Annotated in this window: 17 protein-coding genes and 1 tRNA gene; 9 read left to right on the top strand and 9 right to left on the bottom strand. The window is 47.8% G+C overall.

What is annotated here, in order from left to right; translation table 11 throughout:
- Window positions 1-220 precede the first annotated feature (220 nt).
- Both AM1_RS44665 and AM1_RS21650 read right to left on the bottom strand, forming a co-directional pair.
- Complete coding sequence (locus AM1_RS44665) at window positions 221-361, bottom strand: hypothetical protein (RefSeq protein ID WP_449222443.1); 141 nt, start codon at window positions 359-361, stop codon at window positions 221-223.
- Window positions 362-743: 382 nt separating this feature from the next.
- Window positions 744-814, bottom strand: a tRNA-Gly gene (locus tag AM1_RS21650).
- Window positions 815-1,021: 207 nt separating this feature from the next.
- On the opposite strand from AM1_RS21650, the gene AM1_RS21645 reads away from it, so the two are divergent.
- From AM1_RS21645 to AM1_RS42265, 3 genes are all read left to right on the top strand, one after another.
- The gene (locus AM1_RS21645) at window positions 1,022-2,599 is read left to right on the top strand and encodes a histidine kinase N-terminal 7TM domain-containing diguanylate cyclase (RefSeq protein ID WP_012165027.1); all 1,578 of its coding nucleotides are present in this window, start codon (window positions 1,022-1,024) and stop codon (window positions 2,597-2,599) included.
- On the top strand, window positions 2,599-3,105 hold the full coding sequence (locus AM1_RS21640) for a gamma-glutamylcyclotransferase family protein (protein ID WP_012165026.1): 507 nt from the start codon (window positions 2,599-2,601) through the stop codon (window positions 3,103-3,105). Before AM1_RS21645 ends, AM1_RS21640 begins: the two co-directional genes overlap by 1 nt.
- Before the next feature lie 132 nt (window positions 3,106-3,237).
- Window positions 3,238-3,390, top strand: a complete 153-nt coding sequence (locus AM1_RS42265; protein WP_175307264.1) for a hypothetical protein — start codon at window positions 3,238-3,240, stop codon at window positions 3,388-3,390.
- 13 nt (window positions 3,391-3,403) lie between these two features.
- On the opposite strand, the gene AM1_RS21635 is transcribed toward AM1_RS42265, so the two are convergent.
- From AM1_RS21635 to glpD, 3 genes are all read right to left on the bottom strand, one after another.
- Window positions 3,404-4,561: a cysteine desulfurase family protein gene (locus tag AM1_RS21635; RefSeq protein ID WP_012165024.1), complete on the bottom strand. Its 1,158-nt coding sequence runs from the start codon at window positions 4,559-4,561 to the stop codon at window positions 3,404-3,406.
- Window positions 4,562-4,827: 266 nt separating this feature from the next.
- Window positions 4,828-5,760 (bottom strand): NAD(P)H-dependent glycerol-3-phosphate dehydrogenase, encoded by a 933-nt coding sequence (locus AM1_RS21630; protein ID WP_012165023.1) that lies wholly within the window; start codon window positions 5,758-5,760, stop codon window positions 4,828-4,830.
- A 28-nt stretch (window positions 5,761-5,788) separates the two neighbouring features.
- Window positions 5,789-7,459, bottom strand: coding sequence for a glycerol-3-phosphate dehydrogenase (gene glpD / locus AM1_RS21625; protein WP_041660097.1), 1,671 nt, complete (start codon window positions 7,457-7,459; stop codon window positions 5,789-5,791).
- 266 nt (window positions 7,460-7,725) lie between these two features.
- Between glpD and AM1_RS21620 the strand changes: the two genes are divergently transcribed.
- Window positions 7,726-8,307, top strand: a complete 582-nt coding sequence (locus AM1_RS21620; RefSeq protein ID WP_012165021.1) for a thioredoxin family protein — start codon at window positions 7,726-7,728, stop codon at window positions 8,305-8,307.
- Here AM1_RS21620 and AM1_RS21615 read toward each other — a convergent pair.
- Together AM1_RS21615 and AM1_RS21610 are read right to left on the bottom strand one after the other, a co-directional pair.
- Entirely contained in the window at window positions 8,267-8,857 is a 591-nt protein-coding gene (locus AM1_RS21615) for a hypothetical protein (RefSeq protein ID WP_012165020.1), read from the bottom strand. The two genes, AM1_RS21620 and AM1_RS21615, sit on opposite strands and share 41 nt — an antisense overlap.
- A gap of 259 nt (window positions 8,858-9,116) precedes the next feature.
- Window positions 9,117-9,671, bottom strand: a complete 555-nt coding sequence (locus AM1_RS21610) for a hypothetical protein (protein WP_012165019.1) — start codon at window positions 9,669-9,671, stop codon at window positions 9,117-9,119.
- A 262-nt stretch (window positions 9,672-9,933) separates the two neighbouring features.
- Here AM1_RS21610 and AM1_RS21605 point away from each other — a divergent pair, with 262 nt between their 5' ends.
- The 4 genes from AM1_RS21605 to AM1_RS21590 all read left to right on the top strand — a co-directional run bounded on the left by AM1_RS21605 (window position 9,934) and on the right by AM1_RS21590 (window position 14,119).
- Window positions 9,934-11,457, top strand: coding sequence for an AAA family ATPase (locus tag AM1_RS21605; RefSeq protein WP_012165018.1), 1,524 nt, complete (start codon window positions 9,934-9,936; stop codon window positions 11,455-11,457).
- A gap of 91 nt (window positions 11,458-11,548) precedes the next feature.
- A complete protein-coding gene (locus tag AM1_RS21600) occupies window positions 11,549-11,983 on the top strand; it encodes an SH3 domain-containing protein (protein ID WP_012165017.1) in 435 nt (144 codons plus the stop codon).
- A gap of 15 nt (window positions 11,984-11,998) precedes the next feature.
- The gene (locus AM1_RS21595; RefSeq protein ID WP_012165016.1) at window positions 11,999-13,192 is read left to right on the top strand and encodes a 5-(carboxyamino)imidazole ribonucleotide synthase; all 1,194 of its coding nucleotides are present in this window, start codon (window positions 11,999-12,001) and stop codon (window positions 13,190-13,192) included.
- Between the two features lie 15 nt (window positions 13,193-13,207).
- Window positions 13,208-14,119, top strand: a complete 912-nt coding sequence (locus AM1_RS21590) for a cation diffusion facilitator family transporter (RefSeq protein WP_012165015.1) — start codon at window positions 13,208-13,210, stop codon at window positions 14,117-14,119.
- Window position 14,120: 1 nt separating this feature from the next.
- On the opposite strand, the gene AM1_RS21585 is transcribed toward AM1_RS21590, so the two are convergent.
- Both AM1_RS21585 and AM1_RS21580 read right to left on the bottom strand, forming a co-directional pair.
- Entirely contained in the window at window positions 14,121-14,708 is a 588-nt protein-coding gene (locus AM1_RS21585; RefSeq protein WP_012165014.1) for a hypothetical protein, read from the bottom strand.
- Between the two features lie 132 nt (window positions 14,709-14,840).
- Complete coding sequence (locus AM1_RS21580) at window positions 14,841-15,572, bottom strand: Bax inhibitor-1/YccA family protein (RefSeq protein ID WP_010477580.1); 732 nt, start codon at window positions 15,570-15,572, stop codon at window positions 14,841-14,843.
- 437 nt (window positions 15,573-16,009) lie between these two features.
- On the opposite strand from AM1_RS21580, the gene AM1_RS21575 reads away from it, so the two are divergent.
- Window positions 16,010-16,807, top strand: coding sequence for an RNA polymerase sigma factor SigF (locus AM1_RS21575; RefSeq protein ID WP_010477573.1), 798 nt, complete (start codon window positions 16,010-16,012; stop codon window positions 16,805-16,807).
- The last annotated feature ends 926 nt before the right edge of the window (window positions 16,808-17,733 follow it).

The raw sequence follows: 17,733 nt of genomic DNA, 5'->3' as shown, positions 1-17,733 counted from the left end.
CTCCAGGATCTGTATATTCATTAATTTCCATCTCATTCAAGAGGTTTGCGATTTCACTCCTTGAAACCTATTTGGTGACTTGGTTCTAGCTGGGTACTGTCGCAACGTCCTTTTGAGGGTGTTGGGGGTTGAAAGATGCATTGCGTTTGCTCCTCTAATTTCCAATTGAGGTCGCAACGTTCTTTTGAGGGTGTTGGGGGTTGAAAGTTCGCGACTGACCTCAAGCCGCTTCCAGGTAAAGTGTCGCAACGTCCTTTTGAGGGTGTTGGGGGTTGAAAGAACTGAAATGATTGCAGAGCATGACGTTGAGTTCCGTCGCAACGTCCTTTTGAGGGTGTTGGGAGTTGAAAGGCTTAGGCATACTTCCCTGTTCTAGTGTTTCCCACTCAGAATAGCCCTAGAATAATTGCGAGAGTCTAGAGCGATGAAAGAAACCTTAGCCTTCCAACAACAGCTCTTGATATGCTGAGGGCTTTGTGTGGGTGCTTTTGGACACTAACTGTGCAAAACGAGCAAATAAGTAGTTTTTTCTTTACTCAAGATGTGAATTGTACTGCATATTAAACTAATCAGAGTCCACTCTTGATTAGTTTAATTTAGTCAGTTAATGGCTAGGGATAAGGATTACAGCCTGTTGCTCAAAATTACTGTTCCCTAAATTCTGCCAATATTTTCTTGTCGATTTTGGACACTAACTGTGCAAAACGGACAAATAGCTGTGCAATGTACATAATACAAAGCAAAGCGGGTGGGGGGAATCGAACCCCCATCATTAGCTTGGAAGGCTAAGGTTTTACCACTAAACTACACCCGCATAGCGCTGGATATTCAGCACAATTTAGGCTAACACAAATTGACTAACTTTCTGCAAGCCAATCCAACCTCTTCTTCTGAATTGCGATCTGCTACCGATAGCACCATGTTTTTCCAGTAAAGCAAACCACCCACGCAAGAGAATTCACTTCCGATCACCAGTGAGGGATGTGGAATAGGCTACGATGGTGCTAATTCAAGACCGACCATGCTGATTCACTACCTCCTAGCGCTTCTACCTGCGATCGCAGCTTTTGCTACAGGCAGTATTGCTATCTATGTATGGCAACGGCGGTCCGTTACAGGGGCAAAATCCTTTTTTAGGTGTATTCTTTGCCTCTTTATTTGGTGCTTTTTCGCGGTCTTAGAATATCTCAGCACTGAAGCCACTCCCCGCATCGTTTTTGGCAAACTGCAATACCTCGGCATTCCGTTTTTCGCCGTCTTTTGGCTTGTCTTTACCCTGCAATACACCCATAACGATTCTCGTCTGAACACCCAGAGAACGAGAGGGATGATGGTGTTGCCCCTACTGAGCATGATCTTTGCCTTTACAGATCCTTGGCATGGTCTGATTTGGGCATCTGTGGAATTGGGGCATACCCCTGCGCCTCAATTGATGATTGATCATGGCTGGTGGTTTAGCTATGTGATGATGCCCTACAACTACTTGCTGCTGCTAGGGGGCGTCGGCGTACTCCTCAACGCTTATTTCGCCAGCTCCCAAATCTATCGACAACAGATTTTGGTATTGCTGTCTGCGTCGATCATTCCCTTCTTTTCTAGCCTGTTGTATCTGTTAGCAAGGGTTCATTTCTACGGGTTAGACCTGACCCCGATTAGCTTTGCGGTCAGCGGTTTGATCATGGTAGTGGGACTGTTTCGCGGCAAACTATTTGAAGTCTCCCCCATTTCCTACCGCACCGTATTTCTCAACACAGAAGATGCGGTGATATTTCTGGATACTCAAAATCATATTGTCGATCTCAATCCCAGTGCTTATCGCGAAAGCCTGTTTGACAATATTTTGGGGCAACCGTTTCACGTCAGCTTTCCCGCCTATCAGCATTTGCTGACAACGCCCCTGACCCAAGAAATCACTGAAACGGTCAAGCTATTTCAATTTTCCCAAACCCTCCTTAAAGAAGTCAAAATCCGGACGTTGCACAGCCCAGGTCATCGTCTAGTAGGATCTTTGGTCATTATTCGCGATGTTACCGTTGAACGCCAAAAACAAGCGCAGCTCAAGCATTTTGCCTACTTTGATAGTCTGACGGGGCTGTGTAATCGTCGCCAATTGGAAATCTCAGGCCAATTGTCCCTGAGTAGCGCGGGCAAAGGACTGTGGCCAGTGGCCTTGTTATACGTAGATTTAAATGACTTTAAGCCGATTAATGATACCTATGGCCATCAGATCGGAGATGCAGTACTCATTTATGTGGCGAAGTGCTTAAAAACCTGCGTGCGTCAGGGGGACATTGTCGCCCGTATTGGCGGGGATGAATTTGTAGCCTTGTTGTTTAAGGTGAATCAAAATGCAGCCCATGCCACCCGGGAACGGCTCTTACTCCGGTTGCGACAGCCCCTAAAACTTGAGAATATCACCCTCAAAATAACCGCTAGTATTGGTGTTGCCAGCCATCCCCAGGACGGCTGTACCCTATCAGAACTGATGCATTGTGCTGATCAATCTATGTACCAGGACAAGCAAACCTATCGCGATCGCCGAGACCATCCCCGGTCCCTAACCGATCAAACCCAGGGAACCATGAAATCGCCAAAATAATGGTCACGAATCATCCGGACTATTACTTTGCCTACGGCTCTAATTTGTATCAGTCCCGCTTACTAGCGCGCGTCCCGTCCGCTCGCTTCATCACCCTGGGCCACCTCCAGGGGTATCAATTTCAGTTCCATAAGGTGGGTTTAGATCAATCCGGTAAAGCGAATATTCAAGCCACTGGTCAACCAGACGATATCGTTTGGGGAGCCGTTTTTCAGATGGACTTATCTGAGCTTCACTACTTGGACCAAGCTGAAAGCTTGGGGGTAGGCTATGAACGCCAATGTCTCAGTATTTTGACCACTGAGGGGTGCCTTGAAGCGTTTACCTACTTGGCTCTGCTGATAGACCAAACTTTGCGTCCGTTTCATTGGTACAAAGCCTACATTGTCCAAGGCGCCTTGAATTTAAGCCTGCCAGCAGCCTATATTCAGGACATTCAGGCTATTCCATCCATCCCCGATCCCGATGCTGAACGTCGCCAGCATCACAGAGCTTTACTAGGGTAAGCATTAACTTTATTCTTCTCTTAGGGCTGGTTTTATAACGATTAATCGCAAAGACTTCAAAAGTAGCTTAAGTCTTGGCATGCTAAGGGAATCTCACTACATCATCACTCCGTCGCTACCTCAGAAACGATCATGGATTCTTTCACATCCCGACTTTGCTCTAAGACTAGTTTGGCCATTGGCCTGTATATCAGCGCCATGGTCAGTTTAGGATTCTTAGCCCATGCTCAACTCAATGCCATGCAGTTAATGCAGTCCGAACGGCCTGTGAGCGTATCGCCTTAAGATCCGACGGGGTTTAGACAATTGCCGCCGATTGAGGCATTAGTCGATGCAATAGTTGATTTAAGGCTGTAATGGTCCAATCGATATCTTCGAGAGTTGTTTGCTTACCTAGGGTCAAGCGAATACCGGATAACGCTTGTTGATCTGAGTATCCCATGGCTTTCAAAATAGGGCTGGGGGATAGCTTACCGCTATGGCACGCCGACCCGGCACTAATGGCAATGCCTGCCAAATTCATCTGTCGGACTAAGGTCTTACCTGTTATCTCCGTGGTAGGAGGGAGGCAAAAGCTGACGTGATGGGGTAATCGCTGGCTCAGATCTCCCGTTGGCAGTAGGTAGGGAGAGTGGCTGAGTTGAGCAAACATGCGATCGCGCAGCTGCATCAGTCGCACCCCCTCTGCCTCCATCTCTTCCGCCGCCATCTCAGCCGCCAAACCAAACCCAGCAATAATGGGTACAGCGGGTGTCCCTGAACGCATACCTTGTTCCTGTCCGCCCCCTGCCAATAGGGGAATCAGGTGAGTCCCAGGACGCACATATAAAGCGCCTGCTCCTTGGGGACCATAGAGTTTATGGCTAGAGAGGGAGAGTAAATCCACGGGCAAGGTTTGCACATCAATGGGGAGACGACCCGCTACCTGCACCGCATCGGAATGAAAGAGCACGCCTCGATCGCGCGCGATTTGCCCTAAAGTGTGGATCGATTGTAGAGTACCAATCTCGCTCTGACCATAAATCACTGAGACTAAAACAGTGTTGTTTTGAATTGAGTCATTCAGAGCATCTGGTGAGATATGACCTTGGGAATCTACGGGCAAACGAGTGACTTGCCATCCCTGTTGCTCTAACAGGCGAGCTGGTTCAGTAATCGCAGAGTGCTCAATACTAGAGATGATTAAATGCTGGGGTTGGGTAAAGGTTCGAGCAATCCCCATTAACGCTAAGTTATTGGCTTCAGTCCCACCCGACGTAAAAATAATCGACTCAGCGGGAGCATGAATCAAGTCTGCAATCTGCATGCGTGCCTGCTCTAAAACGGTGGCAGACCGTTGTCCCCACTCATGCAAACTAGACGGATTGCCCCATTGTTCTGTCCAAACTTTACCCATGGCGATAATCACGTCTGGGTGACAAGGAGTGGTTGCACTGTAATCTAAGTAGATTTGCATGGGGATGTTCGTTTGACAGGCAACTGTACTACCTCTAGATCATGGGAAGGTCTGCTTCACAGTCTAGCGGGATTCTGCAGGCAAGGTATAGTCACCCGAAGATATTGAGCTTTCTGGATAAGAGCGTTCTTTAATCCACTAGTGAATATTGACTTCAACGTTGATGCTTTTTATGAGTCCAACGGAGTTGCAACAGTCTCTAACCTATATCCAGTAAGTCTCCTAAAGGGATGCCAATACTAAGAAATGGATAGATTGGGGCCACACTAAAGCAAATCGCAAGCTTCCGGCTTTAATTCTCGATCCATCAAACTTTCTAAAGCTTCCTGGGGGGTAATTCGTCCCTTCAAAAGTCGATGAACTTGGCGGGCAATGGGAATGGGGATGCCTTCTCGATTGGCCAAATCGACCAGCACATTGGTGGTATTCACCCCTTCTGCGGTGCCATGAAGTTGATCCAAAATTTCAGGTAGAGATTTGCCTTGAGCCAGTTGATATCCCACTTGATAGTTACGGCTGAGGGGACTGGTACAGGTGGCTAACAAATCTCCTAAGCCGGATAGCCCAAAAAAGGTTTCGGCTTGTCCGCCCAGATGGGTGCCGACTCGAATCATCTCTGGCAGCGCTCGGGTAATCAGGGCGGCACGGGCATTGGTGCCGAGTTTAAGACCTTCGCAAACCCCGACTGAGATCGCAATCACGTTCTTCAGGGTCCCCCCCAATTCAGTCCCCAGCTGGTCAGGGTTGGTATAGACCCGAAAACAGTCAGAGGAAAACAGCTGTTGCACCGTTTCTACGGCAGCCTGATTAGGACCTGCAACCACTGTTGCAGCAGGTAACCTTTGCTCAATCTCTTTCGATAAATTGGGACCCGAAAGAACCAAAACAGGGTTGTTGGGGAAAGTGGCCTGCCAAATTTGGGAAGGTGTGCGGAGGGTCGCCGGATCTAACCCTTTTGTCGCACTGACGATAATGGTTGAGGTCGGTAGCTTGAGTTGTTGCAGTTGGGCTGCAAGGTCAGGAATGCCCTTCATGGAGATGGCAACCACCAGCACCTGGGCTTGGGCAAGGCTCTGGGTCAAAGTTAACGGTCCTCGGCGGGACCAAGCCGTCACTGTATGGTGATTGGCTTGAGCTAGGGTTCCTAAGGCAGACCCCCACACCCCTGTGCCCAAGATAGTGATGGCTGTTGTGGACATGCAAGCAAAATCCTAACTGGAGAGAACGTCAACGGATAGGCGCTGTTGTCTGAGCCGTCACAAAATCAGGCAAACTATTGGCTTCCATAAACCGATGATAGTGTTGGATGTGGTGATCACAATCTGCGTCACTCCAGTTGCAGTATTGCTTCAAAATTGCCGTCACTGCTGGCAGCACATCAAAACCATAATTGGTTTGCATCGCCAAAATCGTTCGCCGCACGCATATATCGACGAGGGTGTGGGCGTGTTCAGATTGGACCGCATAGACCACTTGGGCCTTAATATCGAGTAGGGATGGGGTAATCGGCTCGGCTAGTTCTGGGGTTTCATCAATAAGAGCCAAAATCTTCACAGCAAAACTGCCATAGATAGAGAACAGATGAAAGACAGTCTCTCGGCTAACGAGGGACTGGTATTTGCTGATCATGGTTTCGATCAAGGTATCGTTGAGTGAGATCGCACCTGGAAATAGCTCTTGCTTGGTTACACAAGGAATTGGGCCGCGACCTTGCTTCTTCAACACAGCATCCACCATTTCTTCTGCCACCTGCCGATAGGTGGTAAGCTTACCGCCAATTAAAGAAATTAAATTGGTAATGCCGTCTTTGCAGTGATCGTAGAGAACATGGCTGCGGGTAATACTGCTGGTCTTTTTCCCTTCGCTATAGGGGAGCGGTCGGACACCGGCATAGGTAAAGCGAATATCAGCCCGAGACAGTTGGGCACAGGGAATCACTCGATTGGTTTCATTCAGCAAATAATCAATTTCAGCGTCATCGGCCTTAACCCGATCTAAATCACCGCTATACCGAATATCTGTAGTCCCAATCAGATATTGATTGGCCCAGGGCAGAATGAAAAAGGGACGGTTATCGACTTCGGCTTCCGCATAAAGGGCAGCGTCGGGGGCTCCGGGAAAGGGATCGACGATAATATGGCTGCCTTTAGTACCGCCGATTTTTCGCTCTTGTTTCGGGGTTGGAGACTGTATCCCTTGTAAAACCTGATCGACCCAGGGACCTGCCGTATTAATCACCACGGTTTGGGGGGATAGTTGGACTGTATGGGTGGTCTCTGCAATCAAGTCGTCAAGAGTAATGCCTGTGACTCGATCTCCTTCGACTTGAAGCTGAGACACTTGGGCATAGTTCAGGGTTGTCGCCCCTGCAGTTTGGGCCGACAGCACTAATTCCAAACAGAGGCGCTCAGCATGAACGACTTGGGCATCAAAATATTGGGCTGCCCCTTTTAACCCTTTTGGATTCAGGTGCCGAAATAGCTGCAAGCACTTTTGCAGAGGCAAAATCCGGTGATTGGGTAGGGATTTATCAAAACTGAGAACATCATAGAGCAGCATTCCGGCCTGAATTTCCCAGAAAGCTCGCGAGCCGCTGGCATAGACGGGAATCGACATCTGTAGAGGCCGGACTAAATGGGGGGCCACCCGTAATAGCACTTCCCGCTCTCGCAAGGATTCCCGGACCAGGTTGAATTCAAAGTATTCCAGATAGCGCAGCCCGCCATGAATCAACCGGCTCGACCAGCCTGTGGTGCCGCTGCCGAAATCATCTTTATCGATCAGCAGAGTTTTAAGGCCTCGCAGAGCCGCATCACGGGCCACCCCTGCTCCATTACTGCCTCCCCCAATCACGATGAGGTCAAAGGCCGTGTTCTCAATCGTTTGCCAATTTCTCATGTGTGAGCACATTCTGTTGTGATTTACATTTGAACCCAGGATTTTGGGCTGTGGCACTGCCAACAAGATGACATAGATCTCTAATTTAAGGCGTTTTCTTCATCTCTTTCACCAATTCTGTTAGCTTTAAGGTGAACAGACCACCATTGCTTTGTGACATCCGTCTTGAATGGATGAGCGGCAGGTTAAGAATGACCGCTTGGTAATCTGAGTAGGGTCACGGCAGAATAAAGTTTTAGTGTGCTAATTGCTCAAGGGTAGACATTATGGTGTTAACCGCTTCGACAATGTTGGATCTGGGGACACCCGCTCCCAACTTTCAGCTGCCAGATGTGGTCAGTGGGCAAACCATTTCCTTAGAGACATTTGCCCATCGCAACGTTCTCCTAGTGATGTTTATTTGCCAGCACTGTCCGTTTGTGAAACATGTCCAAGCCGAACTGGCTCAGATTGGTCACGATTATTCTGATCAAAGTTTGGGAATTGTGGCGATCAGCTCTAACGATATCCAGAGCCACCCCTTGGACGATCCAGAGCACTTAACCGCCATGGCGACCAGCCTCGGCTATAACTTTCCCATCTGTTTTGATGAACACCAAGACGTTGCCAAGCAATATACTGCGGCCTGTACACCCGACTTTTTTGTCTTTGATGCTCACCGCAAACTCGTCTATCGAGGACAGCTAGACGATAGCCGTCCCAGCAATAATCTGATGGTGACGGGGGAAGATTTGCGAGGAGCGTTGGATGCTGCCTTGGCAGAACAGCCGATTTCGGCAAACCAGAAACCCAGTATTGGCTGCAATATTAAATGGAAACCGGGGAATGAACCCGCTTATTACGGCTGAGATAATCGCCGGCTTGAGTAGAATGCTTCATGAATCGAACTCTAGATGCGACCATCTCGGCCTCCGAGGCGGGTTGGCAATGATCATGGAATCTAGAGGCTAAAGCGGAGGATGGAATATTTTGGCTTAAGGCCGCAACAAATTCCTGAGGTTTAAGGATATCTGTGTTGAGGCTGGACAGAGTTTGTTCAAAGACTAAGTCAGCAATCGGGCCAATGCAGTTCGCCAGCTCTTGCTTACAGCGGCTAATGAACTGAGGAGAGAGGGTGCGCGGTTGGAAAACATTGGGCGCAGAGTTGGATGGAAGAGCCCTTGATGGTTCAGGTGATTTCTTGACCCGTTTCCAGACCACCCAATGGGAGCCATCATCTTGAAGCAAGCAGGCTTGACCGGATCTACAGGAGATTTGGCAATATTCCAGAACCGCTTTCTCTAATTTTTTGGAGATTTTAGGCCCTAACTGAAATAATTGACCGTGAAATAAGAGCTGATGCTCACTAATGCCTTGAATATCTTGTGCTTGCAGATCTTGAACTTGAATAACTTTCAAGAGAATCCTCCTGCTGAAGTGATAGCAAGCAAATCCCCCCTAAACCACTCTGCTAACAGAGCTAATTATTGATGAGTATAAACGTCAACTCGGTAAGTGTAAACTTACTTTGCAACAAGTACCTATGGTCTGAATAATCTCTTGCTCGCAAATTAATCATCATCAAAACCTGGAAGAGTTTCTGTTCGTGATTAACAGTATTCTCCAGGGTGTAGATATCAGAAAATGAACATATTTACTTTGTGTTTAAAAAGTAACCTTACTCCAAGGTTTTGCGAAAGGCTAGGGCCGCTTGGGGATCAGGTATTTGTTGGGCAAGGGCATCAATGAGCTGCTGGGGCGACAGCTGAGGTGACTGCTTCAAAATCTGTTCGGTTAAGAAATCAGCCATTGGCCCCACATGAATAGCCAGCTCCGTTTTACAACGGTTAATAAAGATCCGATTTACACTAGCCAGGGTTGCTTTAGTGGATAGATCGGGTGGCTCTGTGGGTGGGCTAGGCTGAGCGGTCGGCTTGGGTGGCGGTGAAGTTTGAGAAGAAATGGCTTGTGGGGAAGCGGGCGGTTTCTGCGAGGGTGATGTGGATTTTTTAGGGCGAATGCGTTGCCAAGCCATGAAATAGGTGGGGAATTCAATGAGTAAATATTGTCGCCCCTGGTTTCGGGCATCCTCACAGAATTCTAGGGCTGTTTGTAGTAAGGATTTAGTAAAAGCAGGGCCAGGCCTAAACCATTTGCCTTTAATTTGCAGTGCTGATGATTGATCATTCAGCAGTCCTCGTGCTTCCAGATCCGTCGATTGAATAATGGACATGGGATTTCCCCCTGATGATTGTTTGCCTCATATCCATGTCCCATATTGGGATAGCCTGGGTTGGTGCAAGATCTCCTATGGATAAGGTGGTTTACTCAGTTTACCCAGGGAGAAGCATCAGTTTTCCACATTCCAGCGTGATGCAATCCTTCTCAATGCCCAGGTAGAATTGGCAAGCGGGATCTATCCACAGGTTGTTGATGGAATTCGTGGCCATTTATGCTTGCTCTCAAAAAATATTCACTATGTCAGGGTTAGTCCCATGAGTTTCAGTCATGAGTTTGAGTTACTCCTAAGAGCCCGATATCCATTAATTTATATTCCGACGCAAGAGGAAGAACGAGTGGAATCGGTGATTGCGGATTCGGCTCAACGTCAGGGGAATCGAGCGGTCTATACTTGGGACTTTGTGGATGGCTATCAAGGGAACCCCACGGATGCAGGGTTTGGTCAACGCAACCCTTTGCAGGCCCTAGAACTTATTGAGCAGCTACCCACGTCTGCCCCTGCGATTTTTATCCTGCGAGATTTCAATCGATTTTTAGAGGATGTGGCCATTTCTCGGAAGCTTCGTAATCTATCTCGACTGCTAAAGTCTCAGCCCAAGAATATCGTCTTGCTCGCCAGTGAGGTAGCCATTCCCAGTGATTTGGGGGAAGTGGTCCATGTGATTGATTTTCCTCTACCTGATTTAGGAGACATTCGTTCTGAAGTGGAACGTCTATTGGCTGCCACCACTCAACCTTTGACGGGTAAGGATTTGGATGATTTGGCCCGTTCCTGCCAAGGGTTAACGATGGATCGGATTCGGCGGGTATTGTCCCGCGCAATCGCAACCCATGGGCAACTCAGCGCTGATGATGTGGAACTTATCCTGGAAGAGAAACGACAAACCATTCGCCAAACCCAGATTCTGGATTTTTATCCCGCTCGGGAAAATATTTCCGATATTGGTGGCCTCGATAATCTTAAGGATTGGCTGCTGCGCCGAGGAGGTGCCTTCTCTGAAAAAGCGCGACAGTATGGTTTACCCCATCCTCGTGGTCTATTGTTAGTCGGCATCCAAGGGACAGGCAAATCCTTAACGGCGAAGGCGATTGCCCACCATTGGCACCTGCCGCTATTGCGTCTGGATGTAGGGCGTCTATTTGCCGGATTAGTTGGAGAGTCAGAGTCTCGAACCCGACAAATGATTCAGCTTTCGGAGGCCCTTGCCCCTTGCATTCTCTGGATTGATGAAATTGATAAAGCCTTTGCAGGCATTGATGGTCGGGGGGATTCGGGGACAACCAGCCGGGTGTTTGGCACCTTTATTACTTGGCTAGCGGAGAAAACCTCTCCGGTCTTTGTCGTAGCAACGGCTAATAATATCCAGTCTTTACCCCCAGAGATGCTACGAAAAGGGCGATTTGATGAGATCTTTTTTGTGGGATTACCGACCAAGGAAGAACGGGAAGCGATTTTTTCGGTGCATTTATCTCGGCTACGTCCCCATAACCTCAATCAATATGATTTACAGCGATTAGCTTACGAAACCCCTGATTTCTCGGGAGCCGAGCTGGAACAAAGCATTATTGAAGCGATGCATTTGGGATTTAGCCAGAACCGAGACTTTACGACGGATGATATCTTAGAAGCCGCCAGCCAAATCATTCCTTTAGCCCGTACGGCCCAAGAACAGGTAGAATTTCTCCAAGATTGGGCAGCATCAGGGAAAGCACGATTAGCGTCCAAGCATAGTACACTAAGCTTGCGCATTCAGCGGCAACTTCAACAGCCGGATTAATCGGACTGTGCTGCAAATAATTTTTATTTGAATAACCATTAATTGTTCTCTACCCTTAGAATTTGACTAACTTTGTCATCTTGATGCCTGTATGAAACCGTCTCAGATCGCTCAAATCGTCATTGGTATCATCTTGGGTTTGACAATTGTTGGGGGAGCAGTGGTGGGTGCTGGCTATTTGTACCTGAACCGATTTTCCCAAATCCCTGAAAAACCTAAGTTTCCTAACGACGCTAAACCCACAACGCCTGCTAAGCCTAAGCCCTATCCAGCAGTCGTCATTTACCCCGACGGTTTATTCCTTAGAAAAGAAAGATCTTCGGATGCGGATGTTATTAAAGTCCTAGAATACGAAGAGCCCGTCACCGTGATTGAAACATCACCAGACCAAAAATGGCAGAAGATTAAAGCTGACCTAAAAGGCGAGGATGTGGAAGGCTGGGTGTCCATGGGCAATACTGAACGGGTTCAGGGCGATGTCGCTTCGGAAACACCACCAGAAGCAGAGCCTGAGCCAGCCTTTTAAAAATAACTAGGTTTTATGTCTGATTTTGCGATCGCAACTTCGTCCGCTCCTACATCCCCTCAAGTCCCCATTCATACCGTTGGTGTTCTGGGCGGTGGTCAGCTAGCTTGGATGTTAAATCAAGCAGCTCCATCCTTAGACCTCAACCTCGTTTTCCAAACCCCCAACGTCTCTGACTCAGCCCTCCAAAGTGTGGCGGATCTAGACCAGCAGGCCATTCTCGCCCCTATTACGGATGCTGCCGCCACCGCTCAACTCGCTCAACAGTGCCAAGTCATTACCTTCGAAAATGAGTTTGTTGATTTAGACGCCTTAGGAAAGCTAGAAGCCCAAGGGGCTTGCTTTCGCCCCAGCTTAGCCAGCCTTACGCCCCTACTCGATAAGTATGAGCAACGCAGCTTTTTTGCTTCCCTTGGCATATCTGTCCCCCAATTTGCAACCCTAACATCTGACTCCCTGCCCCCATCCTTCGAGTTTCCCGTCGTTGTTAAAGCGCGGCGCAATGGCTATGACGGCCAGGGCACTTTTATTTGTCATACTTCGGCAGACTTGGCCCAATGTTGGCAGCAAGCCAAACAGGATCCGTCTGTATTGATGGTGGAAGCTTATGTCCCCTTTCAGTGGGAGCTGGCGGTTATGGCAGCTCGCTCTACCACGGGGGAGATTTCCCTGTTCCCAGTGGTAGAAACTCATCAGCAGGATCAGGTTTGTCATTGGGCTATTGCCCCTGTGCAACTATCGCCCCAAACTCAGGCACAAATTGATCAGATCGCATCCCAGATATTAGAACATCTGGATATGGTGGGGATTGTGGGGATTGAGTTATTCCAAACCGCTGACGACCAAGTGTGGGTCAATGAAATTGCCCCTCGCACCCATAATTCTGGCCATCTCACCATCGATGCCTGCACCACCTCCCAATTTGCGCAGCATCTACGGGCGATTAGTGGTCAGCCTTTAGGGCCAACTCACCTCACTTCCGCTGCCGTCATGGTCAACCTACTGGGATTTGAAACCAGCCACCATGATTATTTACAAAAACGGCAGGCCATTGCTGCCCTTCCCCAGACCTTCGTTCATTGGTATGGCAAGACAGAAAGTCGGCCTGGGCGGAAGCTAGGACATGCGACAATGTTATTATCCTCTGAAGATTCAGTTATGGCCGTAGAGATGGCCCATAAAATTGAAGCCCTTTGGTATGGGGGCTGAGGTGTAGATAACGTTATGAGCAGTAAGGCTGCCCGAGCTTATATCCTGTTATCGATTGCGGCTGCATTGATAACAATGGTGCTGAAATTTGGTGCCTATCAGCTCACTTCTTCCGTTGGCTTATTTTCAGATGTAGCCGAGTCCAGTGTGAACTTAATTGCTGCATTAGCGGCATTTTGGGCTTTAACGGTTGCTGCTCAACCCCCCGATCAAGAACATACCTTCGGTCATTCTAAAGCCGAATATTTTTCCAGCGGTCTAGAGGGGCTTCTTATTCTAGTGGCAGCGATTAGCATCGCCATCACAGCCATACCTCGATTGTTTAATCCTCAGCCCCTCGCAGAGTTGGAACTCGGTTTAGGCTTATCCATCCTTTCATCCCTAGTCAATGCTGGTGTGGCCTGGGTTTTACTCCGGGCTGGTAAACGGTTACGTTCGATCACCCTCAGAGCTGATGCTCACCACTTATTAACCGATGTTTGGACATCGGTTGGGGTGGTGGCGGGTTTGGTAATTGTGAAGCTGACGGGATGGCTGATTCTCGATCCAATCATGGCCCTATTAGTTGCCTTGAATATTGCTTGGGTCTCCAGCAAGCTGATTCGGGAAACCATGTCTGGGCTGATGGACAGCGCGCTGCCTGAAGCAGACCAAGCTGTTATTCGCGCTACTTTAACGGCCTACCAATCCCAAGGTATTCAGTTCCATGCCCTCCGTACCCGTGTGGCTGGGGCTCGAAATTTTGTTTCTTTTCATGTTCTAGTGCCGGGGAATTGGTCCGTCCAAAAAGGCCATGAGCTATGCGACATCTTGGAACAATCGATTATGACCGCTTTACCTGGCACCCATGTGATGACCCATTTAGAACCCATCGAAGATCCAGTGTCCTGGGAAGATGCTGAACTGGATCGCTCGCAACATCCCTAAGTTACAGACAAGGTTGGTTGGTCCATTTTTCTGGCCCTCGGCCTGGCCAACAGAGTTGCTGTCGCCCCATCCAAACGAGTTGCCATTTTTCCTCGTCCTCAATCATTCCCTGAGGCTCAAATTCAAAGCGGTATCGAAGACCTTGCACCGAATCATCTGCCAAGCCAACTTGAGACAGCATCACCACGGCTGACTGGCCTTTTTGAATCGAGACGGAGGTTCGTTTTTGGGAGTCTCCCTCAGTGTCGGGTAACTCGACCAAGGATAAAGCAATGGACTTGGGATCAGTCCCTGTCAAAGCAGCCTCAGTGGAGAATGAATCTAGGCTAATTGGCGTATAGCGGTTGCGATCTCTCTCCCATACCTCCGGTCTCGCTACATCAGGCCAATGCTCCCTCTCAGAGTGAGGACCAAAGCGATCACACCAAGCCTGCTTCGCTGGACTCCAAACCTCACGCGTGAAGCAATTATAGGGAGGTCTAGCCACAGTAGAAGAGACGGGATTGGGGGGAGATATTTGCGGTTTGTTGGCCATCAAACTCATGCCTAAACTGAGTCCTGCCATCATCAGAATTGTTTGACCGATCATTCTTCCCTCTGGTCGATATTTTCTAAGTGCTTTTCCTATTCATTTATAAAGACTCTGTTCGAAATTTAAAAGTTTCAGGGGGTTGGATAATTATCCAACCCCCTGAAACTAAAGCACTAGCGGCTGCAATCGTTAATCTCTACTATTAATTGCGATTAAGAATCTGAGGATAAAGATAAACAGATTGACGTAGGTCAAGTACATGGATAGAGCAGCAGATAAATATTGCTCATCTTCATAAGTTCTAGGCAGAACAAAGAAGTCAACAACAGCTGCTCCAACAAACAACAGTACGCCAATGCCGGAAATCCCAATTTCCAACCAGCTAGGAGAAATAATGCCAAACCACATACATATGACTTGGGCAAACATGACAACTAGTAAAGCGATCACCCCTAGTTGAATTGTTTTGGTGAGGGCAAATCCATCTTCATCTGATAGATTTGCTCCAATAGGACGAGCGGCAATAAAGGTAATGCCACAACTCAATGCAGCAATCGCTAACCCCGTTTCACCTACTCCGGATGTTTTTAGAGCGATGTCAACAAGCAAGGATAGGGTATAGCCAGTAACTAAGCTGAATGTTGCCAACAGGGGCAAAGCAACGTTGTTATTGACTTTAGTGGCTGCTCTTTGTGACACGAAGAAGAGTACAAAGAACAGAATCATCGCTGGCAGACTAGTGGCCCTGTAAGTTTGGGGGCCAAAGCTAGAAATAACTCCTAGACCACCCCATGCGCCGACAGCAGTTAAAACTAAGCCTGCACCTAGGTAAGGTAGAGCATTTGGAATAACATTGGGGCCAACAAGGGCGTTCTGTCTGGCCTCTTGAATAGCGTTACGAAAATTACTTGTATTACTCACGGACTTCCTCTTTTAAACAAACTCTTTGACTGGTCTGCTACCTCTCATTTTGCCTTATCTCCCTCTTTAGTAGGGAGGAACAAATTTAGGGTTATCCGTAACCCCTAAAGATAAGGTGTTTATTACAGTGGATATAACCCTGAGAATTTTTGGGTATGCTGCAAAGGGATAAATGCCTAGACCATCGACGCTACAGATAGTCTAGGTAATGTAAATATACGGAGTTATTTCTTCGGTAAAGCATTACTACTCCGTGTTAATACTGATTTCTCCCGAATTATTACCGAATGTAAATAGACTGTCCGGGGATCTACTTACGTAATAATGCGTAGGCTTCTTCCATTTATTTTTATAAAGTCCCGTATTTTAACGATGGTTTTTCAAGTTCAGTATCTCGATAATGATTTCCAGGTACAGGACATCAGGACGATTAAACTATGGCTTATCAAACTTCCTTACAGTCCCAAACAATGGAGATGCTGGTTGCTTATCGCCAGAAACCTTCTGTTCAGCTCCGAAACCGTTTGGTCCGCTTGAATATGGGATTAGTCCGCAAGGTGGCTCACCGTCTCGCTCATCAATGTGCAGAGCCTTATGAAGATTTAGAACAATGTGGTTTCCTGGGATTGATCACCGCTATCGAGCGCTTTGATCCGACCCAAGGTTATGCCTTTAGCTCATTTGCTGTTCCCTACATTAGAGGCGAAATCCTCCACTTCTTGCGGGATCGTGCCAATACTGTTCGCATCCCTCGTCGATGGCAACAGCTGAGTCGCGATGGCGCAAAAGTTCGCCAGGCATTAACGATGGAACTAGGACGCCATCCCAGCGATCAAGAAATCGCCGACGAACTCGATCTATCTATGCAAGAATGGCGAGCAGTTAAGCTAGCAGCATCTAACCGCGTTCCTCTTAGCTTGAATGCCCGCGTCTCTTCCGGCCATCATCAGCAGTCTGATTCCATGATGACCCTTGGGGATACTCTGATGGATGCTCGGTGCCAGATTATGCAAACGAATCAAGAAGATCGCTTAGAACTTCAGCAAGCACTGGATCAACTAGAAGATCGCACCCGAGAAATGATCGAGTCTGTCTTTGTCCATCAACTGTCTCGACAAGAAGTGGCTCAACGGATTGGCGTTAGCCCCGTTACCGTTACTCGACGAATCAAGAAAGGAATTGACGAGTTAGTCGGTCTCTTGCAAAAATCTGCTGCATTACAAATGGAAGTCTAATTGATTTCGGTAGCTCTAAATGGCTGAGCCATTTACCTTAACTAAGGTTTAAACCATCCCAGGATAAGTGTGCGCTGAGATGATAGATAGCAGGGTAACTTGCTAGCAACTATTCGTTAATGGCCTTGGTCACATCCTTAGTGAAGAGCGCTACGAATACTCTAAACGGCAAGCTTGATATTGCGAGGACAGATCAAGTGAGCATATTTCTTGCCTAATTAATGTAGCCACCGTGATCACTCCTGCCTTGCACAGTAAAGATGAATGCTACTTTGGAAGCGTCAAAGTCGGCAATCTTGACCCATCTGGATCAGGGCAATACGTCAAGATTGATCACCTATGAGGTCAACTTCGAGAGATCGGCTGTTTTAAACATGCATCAACTATGGTTCGGATTCAGCTAGAGGTTTCGAAAGATCGCAACATCAGTTGAAAGAACTGTCTAGTGACCACTAGGGATATATGATTTCAACTCGGGAAGAAGAGAGTTGTACATCCATTGCTGGTTCTGAAATGTGAGAAGTGTCTTGCCACCGCTATGGAAATGTTGTGGTGATCATGACCAGCGATTTCTGGAGCAGGGGCTGTTGGGCAATGATAGTTCTCTCAGAAAAGCCATCGTTGTTTGTTTGCAGGTTTACATGGACCGGAGAGAGCTTTAATGACCTCAGTATGAGCGACAGGTGGATTGAGCCCAATGTTGAGGCTAAGGCATTTACAGCGGGTTTATTGCTGTAGACAACAGGCACATGTTGGATAGTTTGAAGATAATCGAATGTGATTTATATCACTTTTTAAGTCTGGCAGAATATTCTGAAATCCTGTAATGCGAGAACTGGTTTTGTAAGGGAATGTTAATTTGCCACAATCCTTTTCTGGAAAGGATTTCGGGTTTTTAGTATATTTCTATAGGGCAAATTAAATAG

This window comes from Acaryochloris marina MBIC11017, from assembly GCF_000018105.1.
GTDB classification, from domain to species: Bacteria; Cyanobacteriota; Cyanobacteriia; order Thermosynechococcales; family Thermosynechococcaceae; genus Acaryochloris; species Acaryochloris marina.
The sequence above is the reverse complement of the archived record's forward strand: the minus strand, read 5'-3'. Positions and strand labels throughout refer to the sequence as shown.